This window comes from Caulobacter sp. 1776 (assembly GCF_040545685.1).
Lineage (GTDB): Bacteria > Pseudomonadota > Alphaproteobacteria > Caulobacterales > Caulobacteraceae > Caulobacter.
In genome coordinates, this window is the sequence record NZ_JBEPMI010000009.1 from 231,726 (window position 1) to 246,618 (window position 14,893).

The 14,893-nt window shown below is 70.2% G+C and carries 12 protein-coding genes and 2 pseudogenes; 13 read left to right on the top strand and 1 reads right to left on the bottom strand.

The annotated features are described in order from the left end of the window. Positions 1–156: 156 nt before the first annotated feature. From ABIC66_RS23590 to ABIC66_RS23620, 7 genes and pseudogenes are all read left to right on the top strand, one after another. Positions 157–999, top strand: a pseudogene (locus tag ABIC66_RS23590) (PAS domain-containing protein); the annotation flags it as partial. A gap of 42 nt (positions 1,000–1,041) precedes the next feature. Continuing rightward, positions 1,042–2,043, top strand: a pseudogene (locus ABIC66_RS23595) (HWE histidine kinase domain-containing protein); the annotation flags it as partial. A 104-nt stretch (positions 2,044–2,147) separates the two neighbouring features. After that, complete coding sequence (locus ABIC66_RS23600) at positions 2,148–2,777, top strand: PepSY-associated TM helix domain-containing protein (RefSeq protein ID WP_354073698.1); 630 nt, start codon at positions 2,148–2,150, stop codon at positions 2,775–2,777. A 10-nt stretch (positions 2,778–2,787) separates the two neighbouring features. After that, the gene (locus ABIC66_RS23605) at positions 2,788–3,294 is read left to right on the top strand and encodes a DUF2271 domain-containing protein (RefSeq protein WP_354073700.1); all 507 of its coding nucleotides are present in this window, start codon (positions 2,788–2,790) and stop codon (positions 3,292–3,294) included. Between the two features lie 11 nt (positions 3,295–3,305). Continuing rightward, positions 3,306–4,238, top strand: coding sequence for a DUF4198 domain-containing protein (locus ABIC66_RS23610; RefSeq protein ID WP_354073702.1), 933 nt, complete (start codon positions 3,306–3,308; stop codon positions 4,236–4,238). A 61-nt stretch (positions 4,239–4,299) separates the two neighbouring features. Then, a complete protein-coding gene (locus ABIC66_RS23615; protein ID WP_354073704.1) occupies positions 4,300–5,322 on the top strand; it encodes an FAD:protein FMN transferase in 1,023 nt (340 codons plus the stop codon). Continuing rightward, positions 5,319–6,815 (top strand): sulfite reductase subunit alpha, encoded by a 1,497-nt coding sequence (locus ABIC66_RS23620; RefSeq protein WP_354073706.1) that lies wholly within the window; start codon positions 5,319–5,321, stop codon positions 6,813–6,815. Before ABIC66_RS23615 ends, ABIC66_RS23620 begins: the two co-directional genes overlap by 4 nt. Positions 6,816–6,910: 95 nt before the next feature. On the opposite strand, the gene mobA is transcribed toward ABIC66_RS23620, so the two are convergent. Next, positions 6,911–7,432, bottom strand: a complete 522-nt coding sequence (gene mobA, locus ABIC66_RS23625; protein WP_354073708.1) for a molybdenum cofactor guanylyltransferase — start codon at positions 7,430–7,432, stop codon at positions 6,911–6,913. 87 nt (positions 7,433–7,519) lie between these two features. Here mobA and xylR point away from each other — a divergent pair, with 87 nt between their 5' ends. The 6 genes from xylR (at position 7,520) to xylD (ending at position 14,885) form a co-directional block, all read left to right on the top strand. Continuing rightward, positions 7,520–8,575, top strand: coding sequence for a transcriptional regulatory XylR (gene xylR / locus ABIC66_RS23630; RefSeq protein WP_354073710.1), 1,056 nt, complete (start codon positions 7,520–7,522; stop codon positions 8,573–8,575). Between the two features lie 182 nt (positions 8,576–8,757). Then, positions 8,758–9,912, top strand: coding sequence for a fumarylacetoacetate hydrolase family protein (locus ABIC66_RS23635; RefSeq protein WP_354073712.1), 1,155 nt, complete (start codon positions 8,758–8,760; stop codon positions 9,910–9,912). 17 nt (positions 9,913–9,929) lie between these two features. Beyond that, a complete protein-coding gene (locus tag ABIC66_RS23640) occupies positions 9,930–11,366 on the top strand; it encodes an aldehyde dehydrogenase family protein (RefSeq protein WP_354073714.1) in 1,437 nt (478 codons plus the stop codon). A gap of 5 nt (positions 11,367–11,371) precedes the next feature. Continuing rightward, positions 11,372–12,121, top strand: coding sequence for a D-xylose 1-dehydrogenase (gene xylB, locus ABIC66_RS23645; RefSeq protein WP_354073716.1), 750 nt, complete (start codon positions 11,372–11,374; stop codon positions 12,119–12,121). A gap of 126 nt (positions 12,122–12,247) precedes the next feature. Beyond that, complete coding sequence (gene xylC, locus ABIC66_RS23650; RefSeq protein ID WP_354073718.1) at positions 12,248–13,117, top strand: D-xylonolactone lactonase; 870 nt, start codon at positions 12,248–12,250, stop codon at positions 13,115–13,117. Further along, on the top strand, positions 13,110–14,885 hold the full coding sequence (xylD, locus tag ABIC66_RS23655; RefSeq protein ID WP_354073720.1) for a xylonate dehydratase XylD: 1,776 nt from the start codon (positions 13,110–13,112) through the stop codon (positions 14,883–14,885). The genes xylC and xylD overlap by 8 nt, the downstream gene beginning before the upstream one ends. The last annotated feature ends 8 nt before the right edge of the window (positions 14,886–14,893 follow it).

Below are 14,893 nucleotides of genomic sequence, written 5' to 3' on the forward strand. Positions count from 1 at the left end.
TGCCTCACGCCTTAACCATTTTGACCGTGATCACGACGTGCGACGGTGAGGTTCGACCTCACCGTAGGACTTCAGCGTCCGTCACGCATGTCTCGAGACGATCAAGCCCTGCCGTCCTATCCGCCCCTGGAACGCCGCGCGGTGTTTTCCAGCGCGATGGCGGACGCGGTGCCGATCCTGATCAGCTATGTCGATCGCGACGAACGCTATCGCTTCGTCAATCGCGCCTACGAGCTCTGGTTCGGCGTCGACCGCTCGGAGATCGAGGGCAAGACTCTGCGCGAAGTGCTCGGCGAGGAAGCCTACGACCGCCTGCATCACCACGTGACGCGCGCCCTGGCCGGCGAGACCGTGACCTTCGAGGGCCAGATCAACTATCGGGACGCCGGGCGCCGCCACATCGAGGCCCAGTACGTTCCGGACCTCACGCGCGACGGCGAGATCCCGGGCTACTACGTTCTGGTCACCGATATCTCCGACCGCAAGAAGGCCGCGGCCGAGCTGGAGCGGATGCTGGCCGGCGAGCGGCGGCGGACGGCGCTTCTCGACCTGGCCCAGAAGCTGCGCGACGAGGCCGATCCCGACACCATCGCCCAGACCGCCGCGCGCATGCTCGCCGAACAGCTGAACGTCGCCCGCGCCGGCTATGGCGAGATGGACGGCGACAGCGACATCGCCAATATCGTCGCCGATGACGGCCGCCCGCAGACCGGGGTCGCGTCGCTCAAGGGCCAACGGTTCCGTCTCGAGGACTTCGGGCCCTCGATGAGCGCCGACCAGCGGGCGGGCGTCACCATCGTCATCGGCGACGTGGCGCTGGACGATCGCACCAACGCGCCGGAAGCGCTGGAAGCCTACGCCGCCATCGGCGTGCGGGCTTTCATGACCGTCTCGCTGGTCAAGGCCGGCGTGTTGGCCTCGTATCTGTTCGTCGCGCACGACGCGCCGCGCGCCTTCACGCCCGACGAAACCGCGTTCGTCGCCGACGTCGCGGAGCTGATCTGGACCGCCAGCGAGCGGGCCCGCTCGGACATCGCCTTGAAGCGGGCGGAGGAGACCGAACGCCTGCTGATCCGCGAGGTCGATCACCGGGCCAAGAACGTTCTGGCCGTCGTCCAGTCCCTGGCCCAGCTGACCCCGTTCGAGGACAAGGATCAGTACGTCCAGGCCCTGTCGGGCCGCATCGGCTCGCTGGCCCGCGCCCACAGCCTGTTGTCCTCCGCCCGCTGGAGCGGCGTCGACCTGCACGACCTGCTGCGGCTGGAGCTGGATCCCTACGGTGGCGAGGGCGTGGATCGGGTGACGATCGACGGCCCGCCGGCGCTGATCGACGCCCAGGCGGCCCAGTCCCTGGCCTTGGTGATCCACGAACTGGCTACCAACGCCAGCAAGTACGGCGCGCTCTCGCGGCCGCTGGGGCGCCTGGTCGTCAGCTGGGCCTGGGGCCCCGACGACATATTGAACCTGGTCTGGCGCGAGGACGCCGGCGCTCACGTCGAGCCCCCGGCCCGGCGCGGGTTCGGCTCGACCCTGATCGAAAGCGCCGTCAAGCAAGCGGGGGCCCGGGTCGAACTGGTCTGGCGACCGCAAGGCCTGAAGGTCAAGCTCGACATCCTCAAGGGCGCCCAGGCCCGCCCGACCGAGAGCACCCCCGCCTACCGCCCCGGCCTGACGACCGAGGAGAGCCCGGCTCTCCGCGATCAGCGCGTGCTGATCGTCGAGGACGAAGCCGTGGTGGCCATGGAGCTGACCCGCGTCCTGACCGAGGCCGGCGCCAAGGTCGTCGGTCCGGCCGGCACGATCGAGGAGGCCCTGGACCTGCTCGACGCCCAGCCGATCGACCGCGCGCTGCTGGACGTCAATCTGGGCGGACGGCTGATCACCCCGGTGGCCCAGGCCCTGACCCACCGTCGCATCCCGTTCGTCTACCTGACCGGCTACCAGGAGCCCGACGTCGACGACGGCCCGATTCTGCGCAAGCCGGTGGCCGCGAGCATCCTGCTGGGCGCCCTGGCGCGGGGGGTTCCGGTGATCGCGCAGTAGATTTTGGGGACCGAACGACCGGGTCCGAGCCTTCGCCCCTTGAAATTGCAATTCGTTCTCAAGTATGGACGAGCGTCCCGTCGCCAAGGTCTCGCTAGACGCTCGTGAAATCCGCCGCCGATCAGCACCGCCGCTCGTTCTGGCTGAAGCAGCTGCACCAGTGGCATTGGATCAGCGCGGCCCTGTCCCTGATCGGCATGCTGCTGTTCGCGATCACCGGCTTCACCCTGAACCACGCCAGCCAGATCGAGGCCAAGCCCGTGGTGGTGTCGCGCAAGGCGACCTTGCCGCCGGACCTCAAGGCCCTGCTGGCCAAGGGCCCGGAAGAGGGCAAGCGCCCCCTGCCCGTCCAACTGGAGCCGTTCCTCGACAAGGCGGTCGGCGCCGATGTCGCGGGCCGCGAGGGCGAGTGGTCGGCCGACGAGGTCTATGTCGCCCTGGCCCGGCCAGGCGGCGACGCCTGGGTCTCGATCGACCGCGCGACCGGCGCCGTCGAGCACGAGAAGACCACGCGCGGCGCGATCTCGCTGCTCAACGACCTGCACAAGGGCCGCAACGCCGGCAAGGCCTGGGGCTGGTTCATCGACATCTTCGCCGGCGCCTGCGTGATCTTCGCGGTCACCGGCCTGATCCTGCTGCAGTTCCACGCCCGCGCCCGGCCCCTGACCTGGCCGCTGGTAGGCCTGGGCCTGGCCGCGCCCGTCATTCTCGTCATCCTGTTCGTCCACCTTTGAGGCAGACACCGTGAAGCGTTCGATCTCCTTCCTCACCTTCGCCGCCGCCGGCGCCGCGAGCGCCGCGCCGGCCATGGCCGCCGACCTCAACGTGACCTTCGACATCCCGAAGCTGTCTGTGGCGGAATACCACGCCCCGTTCGTGGCGGTCTGGATCGAGAACCCGGCCGACTCCACGGCCGCCGGCACGCTGTCGGTCTGGTTCAAGCCCAACCACGAGAAGTGGCTGAAGGACATGCGCCTGTGGTGGCGCAAGGCCGGCCGCGAAATGACCATCCCGGCCGACGGCGTCACCGGCGCCACCCATGCGCCAGGTCCGCAGAAGCTGACGTTCAGCGCCGCCAAGGCTCCGCTGAAGGACCTCAAGCCGGGCCAGTACATGCTGGTGGTCGAGGCCGCCCGCGAGGCCGGCGGTCACGAAGCCGTCCGCGTGCCTTTCACCTGGGGCAAGCCTGGCAAGCCGGCCACCGCCAAGGGCGTCGCCGAGCTGGGCGCCGTCACCGTCTCCGTGAAGTGAGGGAGCCGACCATGAAGGGTCTCAAGACGCGCCTGCTGGCCGCCGTCGCCATCGGCGCGGCGGTGCTCGCGCCGGCCGCCGCCCAGGCCGCGCGCAACTGGGTGCTGCCGTCGACCACCACCCTGTCAGGCTCTAACGCCTGGGTGACGGTCGACGCCGCCAGCTCCGACGAACTCTACTTCCCCGACCTGCGTCCGCTGCGCATCGAGTCGATCCAGGTGTTCGACGCCGACGGCCAGCCCGTGCAGCCGCAGAACCCTTCGATGGGCAAGTTCCGCTCGACCTTCGACGTCCAGCTGACCAAGCCGGGCACCTACAAGATCGCCTCGGTCTCGACCTCGGTGATGGCCAGCTACACCGAGAACGGCGAGGTCAAGCGCTTCCGCGGCAGCGGCGAGGACTTCGCCAAGCAGGTCCCGGCCGGCGCGGCCGACCTCAAGACCATCCGGGCGCTCGCCCGAAGCGAGACCTTCGTCACGCGCGACAAGCCCACCGACGGCGCCTTGAAGCCGACGGGCCAGGGCCTGGAGCTGGCGCCGGTGACCCATCCGTCGGACGTGGTCGCCACCGAGCCGGCGACCTTCAAGCTGCTGCTGGACGGCAAGCCGGCGGCCGACCTCGAGGTCACCCTGATGCGCGGCTATGAGCATTGGACGGGCAAGCCGTCCGCCGAGCTCAAGGTCAAGACGGGCGCCGACGGCGCCTTCAAGGTCACGCTGCCGCAGGCCGGCCTCTGGTGGATCAGCGCCAGCTACCGCACCGGCGAGACCGGCCGCGGCGGCCCGCCTCCCGCCGGCGGCATGGGCGCGATGCCCGGCATGGGCGGTCCGGGCGGCGGTCCGGGCGGCGGTGAAGGTCGCGGCCAGCAAGGTCCCGCCCAGCCCCTGGCCGGCGACGGCTACAGCGCCAGCTACACCGCCGTGATCGAAGCCCAACAACCGTAGCAACAAGGATTGTCATCCCGGCCTCAGCGCAGCGGAGAGCCGGGATGACAGTTTTAACAGCATGCCCCGCGTCCTCGTCCCCGCCCTGACCACGCCGCCCGCCCGTCCCGTCGGCGGGCGTGTGCGCGCGTTCGGCGGCGCGACCATGGGGACGACCTGGTCGGTGAAGGCGGTGCTGCCGGCCACCACCGATCTGCCGGCCCTCGAGGCCATGGTCCAGCGCGCCCTCGACGCCATCGTGCGCGAGATGAGCCCGTGGGAGCCGCTGTCGGACCTGTCGCGCTACAATCGCGCGGCCGCCGGAAGCTGGACGCCCCTGCCGCCGGCGACCGCCACCGTCCTGCGCCGCGCGATCGCCGTCGCCGAAGCCAGCGGCGGCGCGTTCGACCCGACCCTGGGCGCCCTGACCGACCTGTGGGGCTTCGGGCCGCGTCCCTTTTCCGGCGGACCGCCGCTGGCGACCGACATCGCCCCGCTGCGCGAGGCCGGCGGCTGGAAGCGCCTGACGCTGGACGGCGACGCCCTGTTCCAGCCGGGCGGCCTGAAGCTTGACCTCAACGGTATCGCCAAGGGCTTCGGGGTCGACCAGGCCGCCGCCGCGCTCGATCGCGCCGGCGTGAAAAGCTATCTGGTCGAGGTCGGCGGCGAGCTGCGCGGCGTGGGCGCCAAGCCCGACGGCCAGCCGTGGTGGGTCGAGCTTGAACGGCCGCCGCCGCATGGTTTGGCGGCGAATGACGCCGAGCGCACCGTCGTCGCCCTGCACGCCCTGGCCGTCGCCACCTCGGGCGACTACCGGCGGTTCTTCGACCACGACGGCCGCCGCTACGCCCACACCCTGGATCCGGCCACCGGCGCGCCGACGATCAATTCGACGGTCAGCGTCACGGTGCTGGCCGAAGATTGCATGAGCGCCGACGCCTGGGCCACGGCCCTGACCGTCATGGGCCCCGACGCCGCCCTGGCCTTCGCCGCCGCGCGCGGCCTGGCCGCCTTGATCGTCAGCCGTTCGCCCGCCCAAGGTCAGAACGAGGGCGGGCTGGAAGAGCGCCTGTCGCCGGCGCTACGGGCGATGCTGGACGCATGATCGACGCCCTTCCGCCCGAGGTTCGCCGCCTGGCCGCCGCCGGGGCCGTGGCCGGGGTCTACGCCCTGTTCTGCGCGGCCATCGCGGCCCGCGAGACCCTGCGCCGCCGCGCCGCCCGCCGCGCGGCCGAGGCCCTGACACAAGGCGCGGGCGAGCCCGTGCTGGTCGCCTATGCCAGCCAGACCGGCTTCGCCGAGGAACTGGCGACCGCCACCGCCAGGACGCTGGCCGAGGCCGGCGCGCCGGTGACCCTGCGCGAGCTCTCGGCCGTCACCGCCGCCGACCTGACCGGCCGCGCCCTGTTCGTGGTCAGCACCACCGGCGAAGGCGACGCCCCCGATCCGGCCCGCGCCTTCATCCGCGACGTGATGAAGGCGAGCCCCGACCTGGCGGCCCTGCGCTATGGCGTGCTGGCCCTGGGGGATTCCACCTACGCCCACTACTGCGCGTTCGGGCGGAGCCTGGACGCCTGGCTGGCGCGTCACGGCGGCCAGCCGCTGTTCGACCGCGTGGAGGTCGACGACGGCGATCCGGCCGCCCTGCGCCACTGGCAGGGGCAGCTGTCCCTGCTGACCGGCGTCACCGACGCGCCGGACTGGAGCCGGCCCGCCTATGGTCGCTGGACCCTGGCCGAGCGCACTCTGCTCAACCCGGGCGGCCCGGGCGGCGAGGCCTGGCATGTGCGCCTGGTTCCCACTGACGACACGACCTGGCAGGCCGGCGACATCCTGGAGATCGGTCCGCGCAACGCGCCGGCCGAGGTCGCCGCCCTGGGTCTTCCGGCCGAGTTGGCCGAGACCCTGTCGGGCTTGCGCCTGCCGCACGAGCCGGCCGCGATCGAGGCCCTGCGCGGGCTGTCGGCCGAGGCGATCGCCGAGCGCCTCACGGCTCTGCCGCATCGCGAATATTCGATCGCCTCCCTGCCGGCCGACGGTGGGGTCGAGCTGATCGTCCGCCTGATGTCCCGCGCCGATGGCCAGCCGGGCCTAGGTTCGGGCTGGCTGTGCCGCCACGCACCCGTCGGCGGCGTGGTCGAGGCGCGGGTGAGGACCAATCGGAGCTTCCACGCGCCGGATCCCTCCCGCCCGCTGATCCTGATCGGCTCGGGCACGGGCCTGGCCGGCCTGCGCGCCCACCTGAAGGCGCGGGCGGCCCTGGGCGTCCGGTGGAATTGGCTCATCTTCGGCGAGCGCACGGCCGCCCACGACTATTTCCATCGCGACGAGATCGAGGGCTGGACCGCCTCGGGCCTGCTGGATCGCGTGGACCTGGCCTTCTCCCGCGATCAGGCCGAGCGCATCTATGTCCAGCACCGCCTGCGCGCGGCGGCCGACACCCTGCGTCGCTGGGTGACCAACGGCGCGGCGATCTATGTCTGCGGTTCGCTGGAAGGGATGTCGCGCGACGTCCATGCGGCGCTGGTCGAAGTGCTGGGCGCCGAGGCGCTGGAGCGGCTGACGGACGAGGGGCGGTATCGGCGGGACGTGTACTGACCTCCTAAACCCTGTCATCCCGGACAAGCGCGTAGCGCGCCGATCCGGGACCGCAGAAAGCGCGGCGCTCGTGGTGGTCCCGGCTCTCCGCTTCGCTACGGCCGGGATGACAGATTGAGAGCAGCCCGCTCCTCCGGCGTATTCGCCCCCCGCAGCCGGGCCATCGCCCCGTCCGGAATCGGCAGAGCCAAGAGCCCGGCCCGCTCGACCAGCCGCCGCAGCGGCCAGCCCGGTTCGGCGTCCGCTGGCAGCGCCGCGGCGTCCACGACCATCGGCACCGGCAATCCCTCGTAGTAGCCCCCGGCCGCCAGCAGCGGCGCGAGGTCCTCCGCCGTCATGGTCGGCGCGTCGACGGCCAGCACCAGCAGCCGCGCCGTCCCCAGCGCCGCCGCCCCGGCCAGGACGCCGCCGACCGGGCCCGCGCCGGCCTCGCCGTCCGGAACCCAGGGCAGGCCGAGATCCGCGCCGGCGGTGACCAGGGCCTCGGCGCCCACGGCTCTCGCCAGCGCCGCGACGCGGTCGACCGCCCGCTCGCCGCCCCAGTCGAGCACGGCCTTGTCGCGCCCCATCCGCCGGGAGCCGCCGCCGCACAGAATGATCGCGCCGAGGTCGTTCATGCCCTCGTCTTAGCAGGATTTTCCAACCGTCTTCCAAGCTCTACCCGAAGCGGTCTAGTGTCCGCCGCGCAAAGGGACGGAAAAAGAATGAGCCAGCCTGCCGAGCGCCAGCGTCGTCGTACGACCCAAAGCGCCACGATCCGCGACGTCGCCGCCCGGGCGGGGGTCTCGCCGATGACCGTCTCGCGGGTCATCAACCGCGAGACCACCGTCAAGGAAGAGACCCGGGCCCTGGTCGAGCAGGCCATTTCCGACCTCAACTACGCCCCCAACCCCGCCGCGCGAAGCCTGGCCGGCTCGGCGCCGTTCCGCATCGGCCTGCTCTACGACAACCCCTCGACCGGATATTTGTCGGAGTTCCTGGTCGGGGCCCTGGACGAGAGCAGCCGCACCGGCGCCCAGATCGTCATCGAGAAGTGCGCCGAGCCCGAACTGGCCCGCGCCACACTGGCCCGCCTGCTGAAGACCGGCGTCGACGGCCTGATCCTGCCGCCGCCGCTGTGCGAGTCGCCCGAGGTCCTGGCCGAGGTGAAGGCTTCCGGCGCCGCCGCCGTGGCCGTCGCGCCGGGCGCGGCCAGCACCGACATGGCCACCATCCGCATCGACAACGAAGCGGCCGCCTACGAGCTGACCCAGCACCTGCTCGGCCTGGGCCACAAGCGCTTCGGCTTCATCAAGGGCCACCCGAACCAGACGGTCAGCCAGCAGCGCCTGGACGGCTTCATGTCGGCCCTGAAGGCGGCCGGGATTCCCATGGAGGACATCCGGGTCGAGCAGGGCTATTTCACCTATCGCTCGGGCCTGGAGGCCGCCGAGCGCCTGCTGGCCGCCGAGCCGCGCCCGACCGCGATCTTCGCCGGCAATGACGACATGGCCGCCGCCGCCGAGGGCCTGGCCCATCGCCTGGGCCTGGACGTGCCGGGCGACGTGTCGATCGTCGGCTTCGACGACACCTCGATCGCCGACAACATCTGGCCGGCCCTGACCACCGTGCACCAGCCGATCGCCGCCATGGCCCGCGCGGCCGTCGACCTGGTGCTGGAAGAAATCCGCCGCCACCGCGACGGCGGTGGCGAGCCCCGCCAGCTGATGCATCCGCACACCCTGATCGTGCGGGATTCGAGCGGACCGGTGAGCGAATAGAAACTCCTCTCCCACCGCTTCGCGGCGGGCCCCGCCCTCTCCCTAGGGAGAGGGTGTCCAGAAGATTGGTCAGACAACGCGCTTGCCGTCTCAACATGTTAGCGCTACCAAGGGCCTGACGAACGAGCGCCGCTGATGGTATCGGCAGCCTTGAGACGCTCGAGCATTGGGGAGACGACGCCGTGGGCGTGAGTGAATTCCTTCCGGAAGACTGGAAAGACGCGACCTTGCTGGGTCGGATCGACTTCGGCGAAGGCCCGACACCGGTGCTGGTGCGCGGCGGCCGCGTCGAGGACATGTCCCGGATCGCCCCCACCGTCGCCGACCTGATGAACGCCTTTGGCCCCGATGCGGCGATCCCGCGCGGCGAGGACAAGGGTCCGCTCGAAGCCCTCGACATCCGGCCGGTCTGGGAAGACGCCGACGGCGCCGCGCCCGTGAAGCTGCTGGCCCCCGTCGACCTGCAATGCCTGAAGGCGGCCGGCGTGACCTTCGCCGTCTCGACCCTGGAGCGGGTGATCGAGGAGCGCGCGCGCGGCGACGCCGCCGAAGCCCTGAAGATCCGCGCCCAGCTGGCCGACCGCATGGGCGGCGACCTCAAGAGCGTCGATCCCGGTTCGGAAGGCGCGGCGCGCCTGAAGGACGCCCTGATCGCCGACGGCCTGTGGTCGCAATATCTGGAAGTGGCGATCGGCCCCGACGCCGAGATCTTCACCAAGGGCCCGACCCTGTCCTCGATGGGCTGGGGCGACCATGTCGGCGTCCGCTACGACAGCCACTGGAACAATCCGGAGCCGGAAGTCGTGCTGCTGTGCGACGGCGCGGGCCAGATCCGCGGCGCGGCGCTGGGCAACGATGTCAACCTGCGCGACTTCGAGGGCCGCTCGGCCCTGCTGCTCAGCAAGGCCAAGGACAACAACGCCTCGTGCGCGATCGGCCCGTTCTTCCGCCTGTTCGACGCGACCTTCGCCCTGGACGACGTCCGCTCGGCCGAGGTCGAGCTGAAGATCACGGGCCGCGACAACTTCGTGCTCGACGGCCACAGCAATATGAGCCTGATCAGCCGTGACCCCGCCGTGCTGGCTGGCCAGGCGTTCGGCAAGCAGCACCAGTATCCGGACGGCTTCGCCCTGTTCCTGGGCACCATGTTCGCGCCGATCCAGGACCGGGACGCGCCCGGCCAGGGCTTCACCCACAAGGTCGGCGACCGCGTCCGCGTTTCGACGCCGAAGCTGGGCGTGCTCGAGAACGAAGTCACCACCTGCGACCAGGCCAAGCCGTGGACGTTCGGCATCTCGGCCCTGATCCGCAACCTGGCCGGCCGCGGCCTCCTCTAATCCAAGGAAAATCGGCGATGACCGACACCCTGCGCCACTATATCGGCGGCGAACGCGTCGCCGCCGACGCCCCGGCCGAGAGCCTGAACCCGTCGAACACCAACGACGTCGTCGCCAAGGTGCCGATGGGCGGCCAGGCCGAGGTCGACGCCGCCGTCGACGCCGCCAAGAAGGCCTTCCCCAGCTGGTCGGACGCCTCGCCGGAAGTCCGCTCGGACCTGCTGGACAAGGTCGGCTCGACGATCATCGCCCGCAGCGCCGAGATCGGTAAGCTGCTGGCCCGCGAAGAGGGCAAGACCCTCCCCGAGGGCATCGGCGAGACGGTCCGCGCCGGCCGCATCTTCAAGTACTTCGCCGGCGAGGCCCTGCGCCGCCACGGCCAGAACCTGGAAAGCACCCGCCCCGGCGTCGAGATCCAGACCTATCGCCAGGCCGTCGGCGTGTTCGCCCTGGTCACGCCCTGGAACTTCCCGATCGCCATCCCGGCCTGGAAGGCCGCGCCGGCCCTGGCCTTCGGCAACACCGTGGTGATCAAGCCGGCCGGCCCGACGCCCGCGACGGCGAACGTGCTGGCCGACATCATGCAGGAGTGCGGAGCGCCGGCCGGCGTGTTCAACATGCTGTTCGGCCGCGGCTCGATGGGCGACGCCCTGATCAAGCACAAGGACGTGGACGGGATCTCGTTCACCGGCTCGCAAGGCGTGGGCGCGCAGGTCGCCGCCGCCGCCATGGCCCGTCAGGCCCGCGTGCAGCTGGAGATGGGCGGCAAGAACCCGCTGATCATCCTGGACGACGCCGACCTGGAGCGCGCCGTCGCCATCGCCCTGGACGGCTCGTTCTTCGCCACCGGCCAGCGCTGCACCGCCAGCTCGCGCCTGATCGTGCAAGACGGCATTCACGACAAGTTCGTGGCCCTGCTGGCCGAGAAGATCGCCGCCCTGCGCGTCGGCGACGCCCTCGACCCGAACACCCAGATCGGCCCGGCCGTCTCCGAGGACCAGATGGAGACGAGCTACAAGTACATCGACATCGCCACCGGCGAAGGCGGCCGCGTGGTCACCGGCGGCGGGCGCCTGAAGCTCGACAATCCGGGCTGGTACGTGCAACCGACCCTGATCGCCGACACCGAGGCCGGCATGCGGATCAACAACGAGGAGGTCTTCGGGCCGGTCGCCTCGACGATCCGCGTGAAGAGCTACGAAGAGGCGTTGGAGATCGCCAACGGCGTCGAGTTCGGCCTGTCGGCCGGCATCGCCACCACCTCGCTGAAGCACGCGCGCCACTTCCAGCGCTACGCCAAGGCCGGCATGACCATGGTCAACCTGGCCACGGCCGGCGTCGACTACCACGTGCCGTTCGGCGGCACGAAGAGCAGCTCGTACGGCGCGCGCGAACAGGGCTTCGCGGCGGTCGAGTTCTTCACCCAGACCAAAACCTCCTACTCGTGGTCGTAAGCAGCATGTCCTCAGCCATCTATCCCAGCCTGAAGGGCAAGCGCGTCGTCATCACCGGCGGCGGCTCGGGCATCGGGGCCGGCCTGGTCGCCGGCTTCGTGCGCCAGGGCGCGGAAGTGATCTTCCTCGACATCGTCGACGCGGATTCCACCGCCCTGGTCGCCGAGCTGTCGAAGGACGCGGCGATCGCGCCGGTCTACAAGCGCTGCGACCTGATGGACCTGGCCGGCCTGAAGGCGACCTTGACCGAGATCGGCGACGTCGACGTGCTGGTCAACAACGCCGGCAACGACGACCGTCACACCCTGGCCGATCTGACCCCGGAATACTGGGACAACCGCATCGGCGTGAACCTGCGCCACATGGTGTTCGCGGCCCAGGCCGTGGCGCCGGGCATGAAGAAGCGCGGCGGCGGGGCGATCATCAATTTCGGCTCGATCAGCTGGCACCTGGGCCTGGAGGACCTCGTCCTCTACGAAACCGCCAAGGCCGGCATCGAGGGCATGACCCGGGCCTTGGCCCGCGAGCTGGGCCCCAACGACATCCGCGTCACCTGCGTGGTGCCGGGCAACGTCAAGACCAAGCGCCAGGAGAAGTGGTACACGCCGGAAGGCGAGGCCGAGATCGTCAAGGCCCAGTGCCTGAAGGGCCGCATCGTCCCCGAGAACGTCGCCTCGCTGGTGCTGTTCCTGGCCTCGGACGACGCCTCGCTGTGCACCGGCCACGAGTACTGGATCGACGCGGGCTGGCGCTAGCCCGCGGAAACTGTCATCCCGGCCCAGCGCGTAGCGCGCCGAGCCGGGACCGCCGCGAGCGCTGAGCTTCTTGCGGTCCCGGCGCTCCGCTACGCTGCGGCCGGGATGACAATTTGAGATGAGCTGATGACCGTTACTCCTACCTGCGTCTGGGATCTGAAGGCCACTCTGGGCGAGGGCCCCATCTGGATCGGCAACGCGCTGTGGTTCGTTGACATCAAGGGTCACAGGATCCACCGCTACGAACCCGCCACCGGCGAGGCCTTGAACATCGAGTCCCCCGAGCAAGTGACCTTCCTGGCGCCGCTGGCGATCGGCGGCGGCTTCGTCGCCGGCCGCAAGTCGGGCCTCTACAAGTTCCATCCGCTGTCGGGCTTCCAGCCGTTGATCACCGTCGAGGATCCGGCGTTGGACAACCGCACGAACGACGCGACCGTCGATGCTCAGGGCCGCCTGTGGTTCGGCACCATGCACGATGGCGAAGAGGCCAAGAGCGGGTCGCTCTATCGCATGGACGCCACGGGCGTGGCGCGGATGGACAAGGGCGTCTGCATCACCAACGGCCCGTGCGTCTCGCCCGACGGCAAGACCTTCTACCACACCGACACCCTGGAAAAGATCATCTGGGCCTATGACCTGGCCGAGGACGGGACGCTGTCGAACAAGCGCGTCTTCGTGCAGATCGCCCTTGGCGACGAGGTCTATCCGGACGGTTCGGTCGTCGACTCCGAGGGCTATCTCTGGACGGCCCTGTGGGGCGGTTTCGGCGCCGTCCGTTTCTCGCCCACTGGCGAGGCGGTGGCCCGCATCGAGCTGCCCGCGCCCAACGTCACCAAGCCCTGCTTCGGCGGGCCCGACCTGAAAACCCTCTACTTCACCACCGCCCGCAAGGGCCTGAGCGACGAAACCCTGGCCCAGTATCCGCTGGCCGGCGGGCTGTTCGCCGTTCAGGTCGATGTCGCGGGCCAGCCGCAATACGAGGTTCGCCTTGCCTGATCGCACGCCCCGCCGGTTCCGGTCCCGCGATTGGTTCGATAATCCCGACCACATCGACATGACGGCGCTCTATCTGGAGCGTTTCATGAACTACGGGATCACGCCGGAGGAGCTGCGCAGCGGCAAGCCGATCATCGGCATCGCCCAGACCGGCAGCGACATCTCGCCGTGCAACCGCATCCACCTCGACCTGGTGACGCGCGTGCGCGACGGGATCCGCGACGCCGGCGGCATCCCCATGGAGTTCCCGGTCCATCCGATCTTCGAGAACTGCCGTCGTCCGACGGCGGCGCTGGACCGGAACCTCTCGTATCTGGGCCTCGTCGAGACCCTGCACGGCTATCCGATCGACGCCGTGGTCCTGACCACCGGCTGCGACAAGACCACCCCGGCCGGAATCATGGCCGCCACCACGGTCAACATCCCGGCCATCGTGCTGTCGGGCGGGCCGATGCTGGACGGCTGGCACGAGAACGAGCTGGTCGGCTCGGGCACCGTGATCTGGCGCTCGCGCCGCAAGCTGGCGGCCGGCGAGATCACCGAGGAAGAGTTCATCGACCGCGCGGCCTCGTCGGCCCCCTCGGCGGGCCACTGCAACACCATGGGCACGGCCTCCACCATGAACGCCGTGGCCGAGGCCCTGGGCCTGTCCCTGACCGGCTGCGCGGCCATCCCGGCCCCGTACCGCGAGCGCGGCCAGATGGCCTATCGCACGGGCCAGCGGATCGTCGACCTGGCCTATGAAGACATCAAGCCGAAGGACATCCTGACCAAGAAAGCCTTCGAGAACGCCATCGCCCTGGTGGCGGCGGCCGGAGGCTCGACCAACGCCCAGCCGCACATCGCGGCCATGGCCCGCCACGCGGGCCTCGAAGTCACCGCCGACGACTGGCGCGCGGCCTATGACATTCCGCTGATCGTCAACATGCAGCCGGCCGGCAAGTATCTGGGCGAGCGCTTCCACCGGGCCGGCGGCGCGCCGGCCGTGTTGTGGGAGCTGCTGCAGCAGGGCCGCCTGCATGGCGACGTGCTGACCGTGACCGGCAAGACGATGGCGGAGAACCTGGAGGGGCGCGAAACCAGCGACCGCGAGGTGATCTTCCCCTACGCCCAGCCCCTGGCCGAGAAGGCCGGCTTCCTGGTGCTGAAGGGCAATCTGTTCGACTTCGCGATCATGAAGGCCAGCGTCATCGGCGCCGACTTCCGGGCCCGCTACCTGAGCGAGCCGGGCAAGGAGGGCGTGTTCGAGGCTCGCGCCATCGTGTTCGACGGCTCGGACGACTATCACCACCGGATCAACGACCCGGCCTTGAACATCGACGAGCACTGCATCCTGGTGATCCGCGGCGCGGGTCCGATCGGCTGGCCGGGTTCGGCCGAGGTGGTCAACATGCAGCCGCCGGATCACCTGCTGAAGAAGGGGATCATGAGCCTGCCGACGCTGGGCGACGGCCGCCAGTCGGGCACCGCCGACAGCCCTTCGATCCTCAACGCCTCGCCGGAAAGCGCCATCGGCGGCGGCCTGTCGTGGCTGCGCACCGGCGACACCATCCGCATCGACATCAACACCGGCCGCTGCGACGCCCTGGTGGACGAGGCGACGATCGCCGAACGCCGCAAGGAAGGGATCCCGGCCACGCCCGAGACCATGACGCCCTGGCAGGAGATCTACCGCGCCCACACCGGTCAGCTGGAGACCGGCGGGGTGCTAGAGTTCGCGGTCAAGTACCAGGATCTGGCGGCCAAGCTGCCGCGGCATAACCACTGATCCGAGGG